General features: G+C 38.1%; 15 protein-coding genes, 2 tRNA genes and 1 pseudogene. 6 read left to right on the top strand and 12 right to left on the bottom strand.

All coding sequences use genetic code 11. From position 1 onward, the window contains the following. The first annotated feature begins 7 nt into the window (after window positions 1–7). Window positions 8–601, top strand: a complete 594-nt coding sequence (locus AC27G3_RS00460; protein WP_487118671.1) for an alpha-ketoglutarate-dependent dioxygenase AlkB family protein — start codon at window positions 8–10, stop codon at window positions 599–601. A gap of 102 nt (window positions 602–703) precedes the next feature. On the opposite strand, the gene AC27G3_RS00455 is transcribed toward AC27G3_RS00460, so the two are convergent. From AC27G3_RS00455 to AC27G3_RS00445, 3 genes are all read right to left on the bottom strand, one after another. Further along, window positions 704–1,216, bottom strand: coding sequence for a DUF6702 family protein (locus tag AC27G3_RS00455; RefSeq protein WP_487117851.1), 513 nt, complete (start codon window positions 1,214–1,216; stop codon window positions 704–706). Continuing rightward, window positions 1,216–3,675 carry a M1 family metallopeptidase gene (locus AC27G3_RS00450; RefSeq protein WP_487117850.1) on the bottom strand — a complete coding sequence of 820 codons (2,460 nt, stop codon included), beginning with the start codon at window positions 3,673–3,675 and terminating at the stop codon, window positions 1,216–1,218. The genes AC27G3_RS00455 and AC27G3_RS00450 overlap by 1 nt, the downstream gene beginning before the upstream one ends. A 305-nt stretch (window positions 3,676–3,980) precedes the next feature. Continuing rightward, window positions 3,981–6,158 (bottom strand): S46 family peptidase, encoded by a 2,178-nt coding sequence (locus AC27G3_RS00445; protein WP_487117849.1) that lies wholly within the window; start codon window positions 6,156–6,158, stop codon window positions 3,981–3,983. Window positions 6,159–6,393: 235 nt separating this feature from the next. Between AC27G3_RS00445 and AC27G3_RS00440 the strand changes: the two genes are divergently transcribed. Then, window positions 6,394–6,669: a type II toxin-antitoxin system Phd/YefM family antitoxin gene (locus tag AC27G3_RS00440; RefSeq protein WP_487117848.1), complete on the top strand. Its 276-nt coding sequence runs from the start codon at window positions 6,394–6,396 to the stop codon at window positions 6,667–6,669. An 87-nt stretch (window positions 6,670–6,756) separates the two neighbouring features. Beyond that, on the top strand, window positions 6,757–10,008 hold the full coding sequence (locus tag AC27G3_RS00435; protein ID WP_487117847.1) for a S41 family peptidase: 3,252 nt from the start codon (window positions 6,757–6,759) through the stop codon (window positions 10,006–10,008). 108 nt (window positions 10,009–10,116) lie between these two features. Here AC27G3_RS00435 and AC27G3_RS00430 read toward each other — a convergent pair. The 6 genes and pseudogenes from AC27G3_RS00430 to mutY form a co-directional block, all read right to left on the bottom strand. After that, window positions 10,117–10,192 (bottom strand) — tRNA-Thr (locus tag AC27G3_RS00430). 96 nt (window positions 10,193–10,288) lie between these two features. Beyond that, window positions 10,289–10,364: transfer RNA gene (locus AC27G3_RS00425), tRNA-Phe, on the bottom strand. 222 nt (window positions 10,365–10,586) lie between these two features. Next, window positions 10,587–10,703 (bottom strand): annotated as a pseudogene (locus tag AC27G3_RS00420) (hypothetical protein); the annotation flags it as partial. A gap of 24 nt (window positions 10,704–10,727) precedes the next feature. Further along, the gene (locus tag AC27G3_RS00415) at window positions 10,728–11,147 is read right to left on the bottom strand and encodes a hypothetical protein (RefSeq protein WP_487117846.1); all 420 of its coding nucleotides are present in this window, start codon (window positions 11,145–11,147) and stop codon (window positions 10,728–10,730) included. A 25-nt stretch (window positions 11,148–11,172) separates the two neighbouring features. Further along, a complete protein-coding gene (locus AC27G3_RS00410; protein ID WP_487117845.1) occupies window positions 11,173–11,445 on the bottom strand; it encodes an oxidative damage protection protein in 273 nt (90 codons plus the stop codon). A gap of 30 nt (window positions 11,446–11,475) precedes the next feature. After that, window positions 11,476–12,570, bottom strand: a complete 1,095-nt coding sequence (gene mutY, locus AC27G3_RS00405; RefSeq protein ID WP_487117844.1) for an A/G-specific adenine glycosylase — start codon at window positions 12,568–12,570, stop codon at window positions 11,476–11,478. A 193-nt stretch (window positions 12,571–12,763) separates the two neighbouring features. Here mutY and AC27G3_RS00400 point away from each other — a divergent pair, with 193 nt between their 5' ends. Together AC27G3_RS00400 and trmB are read left to right on the top strand one after the other, a co-directional pair. Beyond that, window positions 12,764–13,102, top strand: coding sequence for a 50S ribosome-binding protein YggL (locus tag AC27G3_RS00400; RefSeq protein ID WP_487117843.1), 339 nt, complete (start codon window positions 12,764–12,766; stop codon window positions 13,100–13,102). Window positions 13,103–13,198: 96 nt separating this feature from the next. Then, the gene (trmB, locus tag AC27G3_RS00395; protein WP_487117842.1) at window positions 13,199–13,939 is read left to right on the top strand and encodes a tRNA (guanosine(46)-N7)-methyltransferase TrmB; all 741 of its coding nucleotides are present in this window, start codon (window positions 13,199–13,201) and stop codon (window positions 13,937–13,939) included. A 9-nt stretch (window positions 13,940–13,948) separates the two neighbouring features. Here trmB and AC27G3_RS00390 read toward each other — a convergent pair whose 3' ends face one another. Next, entirely contained in the window at window positions 13,949–14,290 is a 342-nt protein-coding gene (locus tag AC27G3_RS00390; protein ID WP_487117841.1) for a hypothetical protein, read from the bottom strand. Window positions 14,291–14,459: 169 nt separating this feature from the next. Here AC27G3_RS00390 and AC27G3_RS00385 point away from each other — a divergent pair, with 169 nt between their 5' ends. Further along, the gene (locus AC27G3_RS00385; protein WP_487117840.1) at window positions 14,460–15,488 is read left to right on the top strand and encodes a S1C family serine protease; all 1,029 of its coding nucleotides are present in this window, start codon (window positions 14,460–14,462) and stop codon (window positions 15,486–15,488) included. A gap of 81 nt (window positions 15,489–15,569) precedes the next feature. On the opposite strand, the gene kynU is transcribed toward AC27G3_RS00385, so the two are convergent. Together kynU and AC27G3_RS00375 are read right to left on the bottom strand one after the other, a co-directional pair. After that, complete coding sequence (kynU, locus tag AC27G3_RS00380) at window positions 15,570–16,805, bottom strand: kynureninase (protein WP_487117839.1); 1,236 nt, start codon at window positions 16,803–16,805, stop codon at window positions 15,570–15,572. Window position 16,806: 1 nt separating this feature from the next. After that, on the bottom strand, window positions 16,807–17,646 hold the full coding sequence (locus AC27G3_RS00375) for an alpha/beta hydrolase family protein (RefSeq protein WP_487117838.1): 840 nt from the start codon (window positions 17,644–17,646) through the stop codon (window positions 16,807–16,809). Between the last annotated feature and the right edge of the window lie 35 nt (window positions 17,647–17,681).

The raw sequence follows: 17,681 nt of genomic DNA, 5'->3' as shown, positions 1-17,681 counted from the left end.
TGACAAAATTACTGCTAACTCGCTAGGAGGCTTTATCAAAATACCAGCAAAAAATGCCGATTTATCCTATTTCCCTTCCTTTATCCCTGTTGCTGAAAGAAAAGCTATTTTTACGCAATTAATGGCAGAAATAAATTGGCAACAAGATCACTTATCTATGTACGGTAAACTAGTAAATATCCCCCGATTACAAGCTTGGTATGGTGAGTTTATTTATAGTTATTCAGGCTTAACGATGCAGCCGCAGGCATTCACTCCATTATTAAGTCATATAAAAGAGCGAATAGAAACGCATACGAGGCATCAGTTTAATGGTTTATTAGCAAACTGCTATCGTAATCAACACGACACGGTAGGCTGGCATAGTGATGATGAAGTAGAGTTAGGGGCTAACCCTGTTATTGCGTCGTTATCTTTAGGGGAAGAGCGCAACTTCCAGCTAAAACATAAAATCACCGGAGAAAAACTTAGCTTTCCTTTAAAATCAGGAAGTCTTTTAATGATGGCTGGCGAAACTCAACATTACTGGCAACACTGTTTACCACGCACTAAAAAAGAGAAAGCTGCACGAATAAATCTAACGTTTAGATGGATTAATTAACAGGAAGTATTAAGTAAAGGGAAGTCTTAGGTCAGGTAATGAAAAAATAGGTTAGCGTTAAAATAACGCTAACCTATTAATAGTAAACAGCAAACCAAGGAGTTAAAATTTTGTGATTAACCAATCTTTATTATCACTAAAGTATAAGGTACGAACTTCACCTTTTCCTTCAATATTAACCATATTAATTTGCGTCGGCCATAACTCACGTAATGTACCGTTATACAGCTTCACCCCTTCTAGTGTCTTTGGTATGTTTGTTTCTTGATAAACCCAAAAAAATTTACCTTCTACTTCAAAACCCACACTAGCTAGTGGCAATGTTTCATTTGTTAACGTACGAACAAGAAACTGTTTAGCGACATAATTAGCAAATTCTTGCTGTGTTTTTTCTGAACCAATAATGTCAGCATTCTTATCAAATAAAGATTGCACGGCATGTTCAGTGTCATGCATGTAAAATCTATGTGATACCTCTAATTGACCAGAACGTTTGTTAAACAATACTGTGGTTTCTGCCGCTTTTTGTTGGTGAGCAAACGCTAAGTTTGTTGCTACTATGTTTGCTACCAACAACAATAGTAATACTAGAGCATTGAATAAGTGCTTAGACATTACTTGTCCTTTTTATCTTCATCAGTTTTAAGCTCAGTTTTGATATCTTGCATGATATCGCGATGCACTTTTGCAGTAGATTTCTTCGCTTTATAAGCTTCAACACGTGTAGGGATTATTTGACGAGGATAATGGTTATTTTCAACATCAACGTCAGCAGTTTCCCAACCTGGATCTACAGCAACACTTACTAACTCTTTGTCTTTATCAGTAACAATAAGTTTTTGAACCTGTTTAGGTGTGCGGCGCCATATTTCAGCAGGAATATATTGGCTTTGTTTTGAACCATCTTTATATGTTAGCTCTAACAATATAGGCATAACCAAGCCACCTACGTTTGAAAACTCTAAAACATAGTAATTTTTATCTTCTTTAACTGCGCGATCTAATACTTTTCGTTCCCAAGGCTTCAAGCTTTTTAAGAATTTATTATATTTATTGCGCTCTTTATTAGTTACTGTAAAGCGATCATTTTCGTCATAAAAATCTGTAATGTCAGGATTACGATCACGCCATAACTCTTTTCCTTCCGCTTTGTTTCGTTCAACAAATAATGATGAAGGTTTGTTTGCTTCAATTTGACGTAAACGGCCGTAGTCAATATCTGGGTTATGTGTATCTAAACGCATTTGATACACTTTATCGATAGAGATATCTACATGATCAGTAGAGTAAAACCAGCCACGCCAGAACCAATCTAAATCAACACCAGAAGCTTCCTCCATTGTGCGGAAAAAATCTGAAGGCGTTGGGCGTTTAAACATCCAACGCTCTGAATACTCTTTAAAGGCGAAATCAAATAATTCACGACCTAAAATCACTTCACGTAAAATGTTCAGTGCAGCAGCAGGCTTAGTATAAGCATTAGGACCTAAACGTAAAACGCTGTCTGACTGGGTCATAATTGGTACTTGGTTTTGAGATTTCATATAACCGACAATATCTCGAGGTTCAACGCCCCAAGGAATTGTTGGATCCCATTCTCGACCAGCAATACCGTCTAAAAAGCTGTTTAAACCTTCGTCCATCCATGTCCATTGGCGCTCATCCGAATTAACTACCATTGGGAAGTAAATATGGCCTACTTCGTGGATAACAACACCAATTAGGAAGCGTTTTTCAGCCTGAGAGTAAGTACGAGAACCGTCATCTTGTAGTTCAGTTCGAGGGCCGTTGAAAGTGATCATTGGATACTCCATGCCACCAACAGGTCCATTTACCGATTGAGCTGTAGGGTATGGGTAGTCAAACGAATAACGAGAATATACTTCCATGGTGTGAACTACTGACTCGGTAGAGTATTTTTTCCATAAATCACCACCTTCTTTAGGGTAAAAAGACATCGCCATAACAAATGGCATATCATCACCACCTTGTTGGTAACCTTTTGCATCCCACATAAATTTACGCGATGAAGCCCAAGCGAAATCACGAACATTATCGGCTTTAAATTTCCATGTTTTACGCTTACTTGTGCCTTCTTTTTCGTTGGCTAGAGCTTCTTCTTCTGTAACAACAAACACAGGACGTTTAGCGGTTTTTGCTTTGTCTAAGCGTTGACGTTGTGTTTTAGTTAAGACACTTTTAGGGTTCGTTAAAACACCTGTTGCACTAACAATATGATCGGCAGGTACGTCAATTTCTACTTCGTAATCACCAAATTCTAAAGTAAATTCACCACGACCTAAAAATTCTTTATTGTTCCAACCTTCATAGTCAGTATAAGCATGTAATCGAGGAAACCACTGTGCTAGTAAGAAAATGTCATTGCCGCCTTTACGCGCATCTTTTTCAAAGTGTTCATAACCTGAACGCGCTGATACAGCATCTTCTTCAACAATATTAAAAGCAAAATCAATAGAGAATTCTACATCATCACCTGCCTTTAACGGTTTTGGTAAATCAATACGCATTTGTGTACCAACCACGGTAAACGTTAGCTTTTTACCTCGGCTGTCTTTAATCGCACTAATTTCATAGCCTAATTCGTTATCAGCCATAAATTGTTGACGACGCAACTCACCTAGACTAATTTTTGCTGGTGTTTGGTTGTCACCAGTTTTTGTGTATGGGCCTCGACGACCTATACCGCCAAAATTATTGGCAGCATTAGCAATTGAATCGTCTTTAAAAATATTCTGATCTAACTGTACCCATAAATATTTTAGCTGGTAAGGCGAGTTATTTTGATAAGTGATTTTCTCATGACCAGATAAACGACGTTTTTCCTCATCAAGCGAGACTTTAATTTTGTAATCGACTTGTTGTTGCCAATAATTTTCACCCGGCTCACCAGAAGCATTACGATAAACATTGGGTGTAGGAAGTACTTCTTCTAGTTGACGGAATTTGTCTTCAAAATCGCCTTTTGTTTGTTTAATGGCTGACGCATTTGCAGTTGTTGCTATTGCCAGGGGCAGTAGTAATACAGCGATACCTTTTTTAATTTCAATTCTCATGGGTTCCGATTCTTATGTTATTTTATAAATTGATATATTATTACAGTGTATAATATTTTAATGTATTGCATTGTGATCTGCAATAATCAAACAGCGCGTGCTTTGCAATGAGCAATTTGGAATAAATTTTTAATAAAGCATGCCTAATTGTTAGCAATAAAAAATTGTTAGCAATAAAAAAGCCTCACATTGCTACTGAGGCTTTGACAGTATTCGTAATCGACTAACTTAACTTATTTGTAAAACAAAAAAGCCATGTATTAGTGCTAATTTTTTTTGTGTAAGCATTCATTTCAAATAAAGCGTTACTTGACTACTGTCATTTCATCTACAATATTACCAGCGCCATCGATATGTTCCATTGTCCAAAGCATAAATGGTACGCTTGTATGTATTGCACGCTTGAATTTAGGATCGTAATCCCAGTCACCAATGATAGACTCGTAAACACCGTCAAACACTAAACCAACAAATTCTCCGTTGCCATTTAATGTGGGAGAGCCTGAATTCCCGCCGGTGATATCAAGGGTAGATAAATAGTTAACAGGCACTGAACCTAAACTTTTACGTTGGTATGAGCCAAAGTCTTTATTAGCAATAGCGGTGCGAATATTTTTAAATAGATCAAATTCGTGATCGCCTGCGACGTACTTAGCTAACATGCCTTCTAGTGTGGTAAAAGGTGTAGCTGTTAAGCCATCTTGTGGTGAATAGCCTTTAACATTACCATAAGTAATACGTAATGAGCTGTTTGCATCAGCATATACAGGTTCACCTTTGCTTTTCTTGTATGCGATCATCGCGCTCATAAATTGTGGACGAATTTGCGCTAATTGCCCTGCAAGATCTTCTGCTTCTTGTTCAAGTTTTAAATCGTTTTCATATTGCGAAACGGCAAATTGAATGTATGGATCTTTACTACTTTTAAACTCTTCAACTGATTTATCCATCCATGCAAGTCGAACACTTTCTTGATCAAGTTTAGTTTCGCTGTGCATTTTATTTAATTGCTCTGTAAGCTTTTTAGCATCAAAGGTGTTATTTAAACCAAAAAATTCATCAAAAGTTTTATTGCGCTCTGACATTGGGAACTGTGCATATTGCGCCATAAAGTGTGATAAAACGGCTTTGTCTACATTTGCATCGTAACGGCGATTAACTCGTTTCATACCTTGAGTAAAACGGTTCATATCACGTTCTTGATAACCTTGCTTTCGCTCAGTGCTTGGTTTGTTTTTCTCATTAGCCAAACGATATAAACGCTTTGAAACTCCCATTAAATTAGTGCGACCGATATAAGCTAAAATCAAATCCACTTCTTGATTCTCTTGCTCTTGTATTATTAATTCGTTGAGTTTGGTTAAGGTTTTACCATACTTTTCTTTACGTTTTTTAGAGGTGTTAATCCACGCTTGCAGCGCTCTAAGCTCTTGCTTTTTACGTGCTAACATATCCCCTTTGTGGAAGCTTTCAATCATAGAACCATAGTTTTTTGCATAGTTAGCCAAGCCAGCTAAAGTACTTTCATATTTAATACGAGCTTCACTGCCTGCAGGCGCTGTCGATTTAATGGTTGCTATATATTCTTCGCGGTAACGTTTTGCTGTTGGATAGATTAAATTAAACTGGTTTTCTACTTCTTGGGCAGTACGGTAACGGTTAGTTCTACCTGGGTAGCCTAACACCATCACATAATCATTTTCTTCAACACCGTTAGCATTTACTTTTAAGTAGGCTTTAGGTTCAAATGGTACATTGTCTTTAGCGTAATCTGCTGGTTTACCTTCTTTGTTGACATAAGCTCGGTAGAAAGACCAATCGCCGGTGTGACGCGGCCACATCCAGTTATCGGTATCACCACCAAATTTACCAATGCTTGACGGCGGTGCGTAAACTAAACGTACGTCACGTATAGCGAGCTGCTTAATAAGAAAATACTCTAAACCGCCATGAAAACTGTACACTTCACAACGATAATCTTGTGATGTTTCACATTGCTCAACTAATACTTTTTCATTTTTCTCTATCGCTTTAAAATAAGCTTTACCAGTAACCGATTTAGCAATAGAGCCAGTCACCTTATCGGTAACATTGGTTAATGACTCTGTAACATAAACACGAGAGCCGGGAGCTGCTTGTAGTTCATCAGACATCTTTTTTGCAACAAAGCCTTGTTTTAACAAGTTTTCTTTTTCGCTTGAATTGTACTGAATTGACCCATAAGCACAATGATGATTGGTTACCACTAAGCCTTTATCAGATAAAAAAGAAGCAGTACATCCTCCTAAGCTAATGATTGCATTCATTGGAAATTGGTCTAAATTTTCCATTTGCGTCGGGTCGAGCTTTAAGCCCGCTTTTTTTAGCTTGCCACTTATTTCTTGTAATTGGTGTGGTTGCCACATACCTTCGTCAGCTGTTGCTGCGCCAATAAATAGCAGTGATGTTAAAGACAAAGCCTTAAACACTTTTTTATATAACATGTTAATTCTTCCTAGGATAAATTCCGGCTGGATATTATTTTCTATAGCATTAAACCCTAGATAATAAGAAAAGTAAAAGTGTTGTTATATTGTCACATTAAATCTGTGAGAGTTTTGTAAAGATATGAAAACGAATGATCACTATACTAATAATAATTTACAGTCCTAATGTAGAGTAACTTCTTTCTTTAATGTTATCGTTCGATTTGACTGTTTCGTTTGGTTTTAGTGCTTTATGGATAAATTAGATGAGGATATTAAAATGTTCACTTTAAATGCAAACGAAGCAAAAACCAATTTTGGGCAGATGCTCCTAAAAGTACAATCTGAACCCATTGAAATAGAAAAGAACGGAAACCCAGTCGTAGTAGTTCTTTCTAGTGAAGAGTATAGCCGTATTGAAGAACTAAAAATGGAGCTTGTAAAATCTCGATTTGAAAGTATAGATGAAAATGATCTAATGGATGGTAATGCTTTCTTAGATGAGCTTGATTCTGGAAAATATGATTAATGAGCGATATGGACTTCATGGCTTATGCTGGCCAATTGCAGTCATTCTATTTAGTCAGGAAAAAACAATAATTAACAAGGAATTCACATGAAATTTTTTACGTTCCTGCTGTACGGCTTATTTCTAGCTTTTAGCTATTCAAGTAACGCGACACAGCTTTTACGCGAGCCTACATTAAACAATAACTTACTTGTCTTTACCTATGCTAACGATATTTGGAAAGTCTCATTAAAGGGGGGGAATGCAACTCGAATTACCAGCTTTCAAGGGCAGGAGTCTTCACCAAAAATTTCACCCGACGGCAAGTGGATAGCATTTACTGGTGAGTATAACGGAAATAATGATGTTTATTTAGTCAGTAGCTCTGGGGGGGAAGTTAAACGGCTAACTTACCATCCAACGAATGACCAAGCTGTTGGTTGGTCACCTGACAGTAAACGTGTGTTGTTTAATACCGGAAGAAACAATGCCCCAAGAGGTTGGCAGCGACTTTACACTATTAGTATTAACGGCGGAAATCCAAAGTTACTTCCTATGAATAGAGCTTACAGTGGTAGTTATTCGCCTGACGGAAAACAGTTGGTATTTCGTCGTGCGGGTTTTTGGGATAAAGGCTGGCGTAATTATCGTGGAGGACAAAATCAAGCCCTACGGGTAATTAAATTGGATGATATGGCTGAATACGATTTGCCATTTGATAATGATTTTGACATAGAGCCTCACTGGCAAGGTGACGACATCTATTATTTATCTAACCGTAAAAAAGTCACTAATGTCTTTAAATATTCGACAAGCTCAAAGCAAGTATCACAAGTTACTCAATCCAAAAAGTTTGATGTAATGGGATATACCATTGACGGTAATAACCTTGTTTATGAATACCATGGTGATCTTTATTTGCAAGCGGGTGATGCTAAACCACAGAAAATAGCCATTAATGTGCAAGGTGATTTTTATTGGGCAAGAAATAAATATGTTAATGCCGAGAATCATCTTACCGAATTTGATGTTTCACCTAATGCTAAACGCGCTGTATTTGCAGCCCGTGGTGATATTTTTACCGTGCCAGTTGAGCATGGTAGCCCACGTAATTTAACCGATAGTTCGGCAAGCCGTCAGGTTTCACCAGCATGGTCTCACGATGGTCAATCCATTGCTTGGTTGAGTGATGACTCTGGTGAGTACCGTCTTATTATTGCAGATCAGCGAGGCAAAATTGCGAAAGAGATCAAACTAGCAGAAAAAGGGTTTTACGGTGAATTATACTGGTCACCAGATAATAATCGTTTAATTTTTAGCGATAATTTTCAGCAGCTTTGGGTCGCTAATGTAGAAAATGGCAGCACTAAAATTATTGACCAAAATACTATTACTCACCTAGAACCATCCGCAATGGCGTCTTGGTCACCTGACAGTAAATGGGTTGCCTATACTAAACAAACCAATAATATGTTTCGCCAACTCTTTATTTACTCTGTTGATGACAGAAAAAGTTATACAGTAACTGAAGGTATTGCCGAAGTACGCTCACCCGTGTGGGATAAAAAAGGCGAACGCTTATATTTTCTAGCAAGTATAGATTACGGTCCTAAAGCGGCATGGTTAGATATGTCAACTATTGCTTTTAACCCTAAGTTTCAAATTTATTATGCACTATTAACGAGTAAACATGACTCTCCTTTATTAGAAAAGTCTGATGAGGAAGAAGCCGCTACGGATTCAAAAGAAGAAAAGTCTTCAAAAGATGGCAGTGAAGATAAAGAGAAAGAAACTGTTACCGTTGCCATTGATTTTAACGGTTTAACAAAGCGAGTGTTGCCTTTATCTAAAGAGCTAGGGCACTTTAGTCAGCTACAAGCAGGGAAGTCGGGAGAGTTATTTTACTTATCCCAATTTACCAATAATTCAGGTGAAACTAAAACAGATTTGATTCGGTATGAGTTGGAAAAAAGAGAGTTAAAAACTATCGCCAGTGATGTAGAGTCGTACAAATTATCAAGCAATGGTGAATCTTTGTTATCAAAAGCGAACGCTAGCTGGAGTGTATTTAGTAGTTCAGCAGGTTCAGGAAAAGACGATAAAGTACTAAAGTTGAACTTACCAAAATTGGTTGATTATCAACAAGAATGGCAACAAATTTTTAGAGAAGCATGGCGATATCAGCGTGACTATTTATATGTTGATAATTATCACGGAGCTAACTGGAATGAAGTTTACCAACTATACAGCCCACTCGTGCAATCGGTTAAGCACCCAGCCGACCTTACTTACCTACTCGATAATATTGGCGCCGAAGTTTCAATTGGTCACTCATATACCAGCACAGGAGAATTACCACAAAAAGGTAAAAATTATGTTGGTTTACTCGGTGTTGATTTTGAAATTAACAACAAAGGCGTACGTTTAGCTAAAATTTATACAGGTGAAAACTATTTTGCGGAACAAAATAATCAGGCACCATTAGCCAAAGTCGCTCATAAAATTAATGAGGGTGACTACTTGCTTGAGGTGAATGGCAATAAGATAGATTTAAAACAAAATATTTATCAGTATTTTCAAGGCACGTTAGGGCAACAAACGAGCATAACCGTAGGTAACTCTAAAAAGGACAAAGCTGTTCAAACATTCAATGTTATTCCTATTGCCAATGAAACTAATCTTCGAAGAAATGATTGGGTTGAACAAAACCGTCAATATGTTGAAAAACAATCGGGTGGCAAATTGGCGTATGTTTGGGTGCCTAATACAGCAGAAGATGGCTACCACACTTTTAATCGCTATTTTTATTCACAATCCGACAAACAAGGGGTGATTATTGATGAGCGCTTTAATCATGGTGGGTATATTGCTAATTATATTATTGATGTTTTAAGGCGTGAACTTAATGGTTTTTTCAATAATCCGTTCGCTAAAGCTAATCCTATGACCAGCCCTGGTGCTGGTATTTGGGGGACTCAGGTCATGTTAATTAATGAAGTCTCAGGCTCTGGTGGTGATATGCTGCCTTATATGTTCAGACACTATAAATTAGGTAAGCTAATAGGCAAACGCACATGGGGAGGATTAGTAGGTATATGGGGCGTACCTCCGCTTATTGATGGTGGTCATATTACGGCACCAAGATCAGGTTTCTATGATATGCAAGGGCAGTGGAAAGTAGAAAATGAAGGTGTCGCTCCAGACATTAATGTGGAGCAATGGACAAAATATACGATAAAAGGGCAAGACCCTCAGTTAGATCGTGCGATAACAGAAGCTTTACATGGCCTAAAAGATTTTAAATCGCCGATAAAAGCACAGCCAGCACCACCCGTACGAGTGCCTAACCCAGCCAACTAGTTTTTTAAACAACAACTTGGGAGGCAATTGTCTGAGTTGAAAACCATTAAACGATAGAAACAAAAAAGCCCTAACCGAAGTTAGGGCTTGATGCTTCCTACGAAGGAATGGTGCCGACTGCCGGAGTCGAACTGGCGACCTACTGATTACAAGTCAGTTGCTCTACCAACTGAGCTAAGTCGGCACACAAAGTTGTGTGCGATAAATATAATGTACTTATTTATCTTGGCACCAAGTTAATGTTTATGGTTAAACAGTAACTCTGAAGTCTTATTAAAAATGGTGCCCCGACCCGGATTTGAACCAGGGACACGAGGATTTTCAATCCTCTGCTCTACCAACTGAGCTATCGGGGCGCTATCTTTAATTTGTCTTTTTTGGCTTTGCCTTGAAGACGGGCGCTATTAGACTGTTTTTCTCTTTCTACGTCAACCCTTTTTTTTTAATAATTTATCGTTTGGCGTTTTTTTCATCTTTTCGTTGGTTTTAGCGGCAAAAGTTGGCTGATTTTTAATGTTTGCAATTAAAATAGCGTGGGGTGAAAGTCAGGAAGGAGAAAAGTAACTAACGTGTATTAGTTAGTATCTCGATTTATTTACCGTTAAATTGTCATACTTTAATTGCATGCTAATGCTATAAGGTAAAATTAACGTGTCAGCGAGGGTTGACCAAAGCATATCGTATACTACATAAGGAACCCCATTAAGTGTCGATGCTTCTTAAAGGCTAGTCCAGGTTTGTTTTAAACCAATTAAATGGATAATGCCAAAACTAAGGCAAATTGCAGAGCTCCATAACCAAAACTCGGGGCTGCGTCCAAGTGGGTTGTTAATTAATAAAAAGCCGAGTATGCCTCTAAGTAGGTAAATAGCTGTTATTGCACAAAGTGCCCATTTTAATAATGGCATTTTTGCGACGACTCCTGCGCCTGATAATGCGTAAAAAGACCAGAGATACAGTACTAGAGTAATAAAAGAAGTAATTATGGTGGGCTGCAAACTGCCTTTCTCGGCAAGTAATGCCATTTGTTCGCCTGCGCCAAAAAAACGATACCAAGGTGCACCATAAATAATGCACCCGATATGTAGTGTTGCCACAATAGCGCTTAAAGCAGCGCCGAGTAATAGAAAAACATTCATTACACGTCCTTGTTTTGTAGTGTTTTTACTTACTTGGTGGAACGTAACCGTCTATTACAGGTTCTTTTCCTTCAAAAAGGTAAGCAATCATGGCCGCTTCTAAAAAAGCACGATCGTCGGCATTCATCATGTTCATTTTCTTTTCGTTAATGAGCATGGTTTGCTTTTTTTGCCAAACGCCCCATGCTTCTTTAGAAATATTGTCAAAAATACGCTTACCCACTTCGCCAGGGTATAGTTGAAAGTCTAATCCTTCGCCTTCTTTTTTTAGGCTTTGGCAAAATACAGTTCTGCTCATAATATTGTCTCTTTATTAAATTGAGTAAGTTTATGCTTTAAGCAAGCTAATTAATTTTTGTGTTGAGGCTGCAAGGCCTACTGATTCTTCAATGTTGAGATCATACCATTGTTGATGGTTGTTTTCGTTTATTTCTTGGGGATTTAATAAATTACAATCAACAACGATTGGCTGAATATCTAAATGAAAGTGGCTAAAGGTATGTCTAAAAGAAGGTAAATCTTGTTGGTCAATTGCTGCTAAGCCACGTGTTGTTAACAGTGATCCTATTTCAGCGCGATTTTCAACTTCTAAAAAGCACCACAATCCGCCCCAAATACCTGTGGGTGGTCTTTTTTCCATTAATAATTGCTCGCCTTTTTTTGATGTTAAACGCGGAATAATCATAATGGTTGACTTCACAGGCGTTACTTTTTTAGGTTTCTTTTGTGGAAAGTTAGACTGCTCATTACCTGCATTTGCTAAACAAGTCGTTTGTAAAGGGCATTGCTCACACAATGGTTTACTACGAGTACAGATCATCGCACCTAAGTCCATCATCGACTGATTAAAGAAATTTACCTCTTTACTCGGTGTTAAGACTTCTGCAATTGGCCATAAAGCTTTTTCAAATTTTGCTTGAGCATTGTGACCTTCAACTAGGTAGCACCTTGCCAATACGCGTTTTACGTTACCGTCTAAAATGGCATGGTGCTTATTTAACGATAAACTTAAAATAGCACCAGCAGTTGAGCGACCAATGCCTGGTAAGGCAATGACTTGTTCAATGTCTTCAGGAAATTGTCCTTGATGGTCCGTTGAAATAATTTTTGCGGCTTTATGTAAGTTACGTGCTCTAGCGTAATACCCTAAACCTGTCCAGTGATGTAAAACATTGTCTTCATCAGCATTAGCTAACGCTTCAATGCTAGGAAAACTTTTCATAAATCGTTGATAATAAGGAATAACGGTAGCGACTTGCGTTTGTTGCAGCATTATTTCTGAAACCCAAACTCGATAAGGTGTCTTATTTTGCTGCCAAGGCAGGTGTTTACGTCCTTGTTTATGATACCAGTTAAGCATGTTATCGCTAAATTTCTTAGCTGAAGAAGAGGATATAGCTACTTGTGGAACAGCATTATGCATAAATAAATTTTATTAGTGTTTTATGTCGGCTAGTCTAGCTAACTTATAGTCGCCTGACTATGCAAAATACGCGATTTTTAATGAGTTAAAGTAAATAATCAACGCCATAGTAAATCACTCAATGCCTTATTATTGGACTAATGAGTTTTGTGAGGTAAAATGCGCACAATGTAAATTAATGTTGGATATAAATATGAAAGTAAATGCTAAAAACCGTAATCGTCGATTGAGAAAAAAATTACGTGTTGATGAATACCAAGAGTTAGGTTTTGACCTTGCATGGAAATTGCCAGAAGGTACTGACAGTGAAGGAATAGACGCATTTATCGTGAAATTTTTCAATGAAGTTATAGAACCAAATGGCTTAGGCTTTGGTGGCGAAGGTGATCTGCTATGGCACGGAATTATCTGTACTCAAAAATTAGGTAAATGCACAGATGAACATCGCAGCATCGTTGAAAAATGGTTGAATGAAAACGGTGCTACTTCAGTAAGTGTTAGCGAATTGTATGACGTATGGTGGGCCGAATAACTTTTACGCGTCATCAATGGCTTTTATGCTGCGTTGCTTAATAAACATTGATTTGTGTTTTAGCCTCTAACCCCCCCATTTTTAAAAGAAAAAGATATGACAGATAATGAAAATGAAAACCGTACTCATAAAACAATTGAGCAGGCGGAAAAAGAAGGTAAATATATCCGTAAAGTGCGCAGCTTTGTTAAGCGCGAAGGGCGGTTAACTAATGCTCAAGGTCGTGCGTTAGAAGAGCATTGGTCTACCATGGGGTTAAATCATAGTGATGGCTTACTGGATTTCGCTAAAGTCTTTGGGAATAACAATCCCGTGGTCTTAGAGATTGGTTTTGGCATGGGAAAATCTTTAGTTGAGATGGCTAAAGCAGCGCCCGAGCTTAACTTTATTGGTATTGAAGTGCATCGCCCTGGTGTTGGGGCTTGTATTGCTACAGCACAAGAAAATAATGTAACAAACCTAAAAGTATATGAACATGACGCCATTGAAATTCTTGCTGATTGTATTCCTGCTCAAAGCTTAACAACTGTACAGCTATTCTTCCCTGATCCATGGCATAAAAAGAAGCATCATAAACGTCGTATCGTGCAGGCAGATTTTGTTGAAACAATCCGTCAAAAACTTAAAGTTGGTGGTGTTTTTCATATGGCAACAGACTGGGAAAACTATGCTGAATGTATGTTAGAAGATATGCAAAGTGCGCAAGGGTTTACTAACTTGTCTTCAACAAATGATTATGTGCCACGTCCTGATTCTCGTCCGTTAACTAAATTTGAAAATCGTGGGCAAAATTTAGGCCATGGTGTGTGGGATATCCAGTTTACTCGTAAAGATTAGTACTGAGTATTAAAGTAACTTATCTCGTTCAATAAAAAAAAGATGCTGGCTGTTTTTCATGTTGCCAGTATCTTTTAACCACTGCTCGTCGACAATCTCTCTGATTAATGCCGCTTGTAAAATCCTGCTGTTATATTGGCCCCAAAAATACAGTGTTGCCGCTTGATGAACATCATTATTGGGAAACGTTTCTGAGCGTGTTTCGTTAAGCTCATTAATAATATGAGCAAACACTTTAGGTTTAATTTCATTTTCAAGACAGTGCTTAAATTGGGTAAATCGTTTAGCTTGCACTAATTGCCAAATAAGCCAAATTAAAACTCCTAACGCAGCCGCAACAATAAATTCCACACTAATGCCCAATACTTTTAAATAAATATATAATTAATGTTAGTTTAACTAGATTCACACTTGTTTAATACATTATTTCAACTAAAGCTAAAAAGTACTTATAAAAGCAAGTAAACTGTTACCTATATATCTATAGTAATAACAAATATCAAATACACAGGGAATTTTAATGTTAAGAGCTATTCTATTGTTAATCGTGGCTGCTTTATCTTTTTCAACTAAAGCAGAGAATACCATACAAAAACTTTATCAAACGATGAATAATACCGTGGTAGAGCTTCATGTAAAAGCACTCTCAGAGCCGGTTCCAGGGCAGGTGAAATATAAAGCGACTACCAAAGATTCACTTGGTTCAGGTGTACTCATTAGTAAAGGCGGCCGTATTTTAACGGCTGCGCACGTTGTTGACCGTGCCACTGAAATAGAAGTTAATTTTGCCGATGGTACTAAAACATCAGGGCACGTGGTTTGGGTCGACTCATTAATTGATTTAGCGATGATACAAGCGGCTCAAGTACCTGAAAGCCTTGAACCTGCATCATTAGCTAAGGCTGGAAGCTACAGCGTAGGCGATCAGTTACTTGTTATTGGTGCACCGTTAGGTGTTAGTCATAGCTTATCGGTTGGTTACTTAAGTGGTATTCGCGATCGTGAAGCTATTCCCGGCACTGGCATTGTTCCACGTTTTATCCAAACCGACGCTTCTATTAATATGGGGAATTCTGGCGGACCTATGTTTAACCTTGATGGTGAAGTGACAGGTATCGTTAGTCATATACTTTCAAAGTCAGGCGGTAGTAACGGCTTAGGCTTTGCGGTGTCTATCGATACGGTACACGATGTAATAAACAGTGCTCCGAGCCATTTCTCAGGGTTTATCCCATTTTTATTAAATGAACAATTATCCAATGCATTGAATAACTCTTCAGGACACGGCTTTTTAATTCAGCAAGTTATTCCTGGAACACTCGCCGACAAATTAGGTTTTAGAGGTGGAAATTTAAACGTAATGATTGGTCGAGTACCCCTGTTACTTGGTGGGGATATTTTACTTAGTGTCGGTAATTACACATTAACGGATATTGAATCGGTTATTAAAGTTAAACAGCGCTTTGCAGAGTATAAAAAAGGGGATCAAGTTGTCTTTCGTTTTTTACGAAATGGCAAACAAAAGCAAGTTTCTTGGATCGTCGATTAATAGGGAAGAATAAAGACCAATTATCTGATGTAACCGTTGTTACATCAGATAATATTCGAGTCGACTATAATTAAAGCTATTTTACGTTACCTTTACGGTTAAACTGAATCGAGGTTCTTTGTAAAAGTCACTTTTTATAATATTAGCCAAAATTGTCACAGCCTTCCATATGTCTTCAAACGAAGTATAAAGAGGGGTAAAACCAAAACGTAATATATTTGGTGCGCGAAAATCAGCAATGACACCTTCTTCAATCAAGGCTTGGCAAATAGCAAATGCGTTTTCGTGCGAGAAAGCCAGTTGACTACCCCTTTCGCTTTCTATTGCAGGAGAACACAACTGTAGTGTTTGTAAACATTCATGCTTTTGAACAAGCTTAATGAAAACATTACTTAGCGCTAGTGATTTTTTTCTAATATGCAACATATCAACATCCTGCCAAACATCAAGAGCACTATCTAAAGCACTCAGGGATATTATAGAAGGTGTACCACACTGAAACTGATTAATATTCTTTGCTGTTTTGTATGTACTATCAAAAGAAAAAGGTGCTGCATGGCCCATCCATCCAGATAGTGGCTGTTTGACTAACGCATGATGTCGTTTGGCCACATATAAGAAGGCAGGTGCGCCTGGTCCACCATTTAAATATTTATAACCACAACCTACAGCAAAATCTACATTACACTTATCAAGTTCAACTGGTAAAGCGCCCGCGCTATGGGCTAAATCCCAAACCACCAAGATCCCTTTGTCATGAGCAAGTCGAGTTAGCTTTTCCATATTTAATAGTTGTCCGGTTCTGAAATTAACTTGAGTTAATAACAATACGGCGACTGAATCGTTGAGGTGTTGTTCTATGTGTTGCTCTTGTACGAGCTGAAGCTGACATAAGTCAGGACCTAATAAATCACTTAACCCTTGTACCATGTACAAATCGGTAGGAAAGTTATCTTGAGTAGACAATACAAGGTTGCGCTCTGGATTAAGGCTCAGTGCGCTACTTAACACTTTAAATAAATTAACAGAGGTAGAATCACAACAAATGACTTGCCCTTGAGCGGCGCCAATCAGTGGTGCAATCTTTTCACCTACGTTAATTGGAAGATCAATCCAACTATGGCTATTCCAGCTGCTAATTAAATGACTTCCCCATTGTTGGCTCACGACATCAGCCACTTTTGATTTTACCGCTATGGGCAGAGCTCCTAGTGAATTCCCATCCAAATAAATTGTATTGTCAGGTAAATCAAACTCAAGACGTTTAGGTGCCAAAGAATCCGCCTTATCTAAAGCGGTAACTTCATCATAATTCATTTTATAATCCATTTAAGGTTTGAGTGAGAGTACTAAAAGCCTCAGAACCAGGGTGGATCCAGTCGAAGTGACCTACGCCATCTAACATAATAACTTTTCTATTTAATTGGCTTAATTTAAAAGGAGGGACAATATTGTCTTTATTACCATGGAGAATAATGCTGCTAGCGTGTAATGGCTGCTTACTTGGATTTGCTAATGCATACTCAGTAGGCTTATCTGTCGGCATACCTAGCATAAAGTCTTTAGTCACTTTTTGACAGCTATTACCTCCCTTAGCATAGGCTTCAATATCGGTAATCGCAGCGAGACCTACCACCCCTTTAAGTTGACTGATTACCCCACCAGCAAGTAATGCTAAATGGCCACCAGCAGAATGTCCCACTACTATTGAATTACTCAGTTGAAATTCACCTTTATTGAAACTACTAGAGGCAAGAATTCCCGCTTTTACATCATCAAAAGATACAGGCCAGCCACCTCCGGTATCGCCACTACGACGATACTCTATCGACCATACATTAAAGCCTGCTTGCGCTAAACCTGTACTTAACGCATATGAATGTTTAATATCGTAAGCGCTTAACCAGCATCCACCGTGCAACAATATAACCAACGGCTTCCCTGCATTGTCTTGAGTTTGTTTCGTACGCCAAAGTAGTGCGTATTGTTCAGTGTCTTCTCCATAGAGAATTTTTTCGTTTGCTGCTGTAAATGATAATCCGGCAACTTTCGAGTAAGCGACATTTTTTTCAACGGCAGGGAATTTAACCAACGTTTCCGCTGTATTTGCAGCGACCGAGAGTAGACTCAGTGATAAAACTAATAACCAGTTCAACATAGTAGGTTTCCTTAACTAAAAAGTGACAGTTAACT

The sequence above is a fragment of the Colwellia sp. SU-HH01217 genome (genome assembly GCF_057543495.1).
This window is presented reverse-complemented; position numbering and strand designations above follow the sequence as displayed.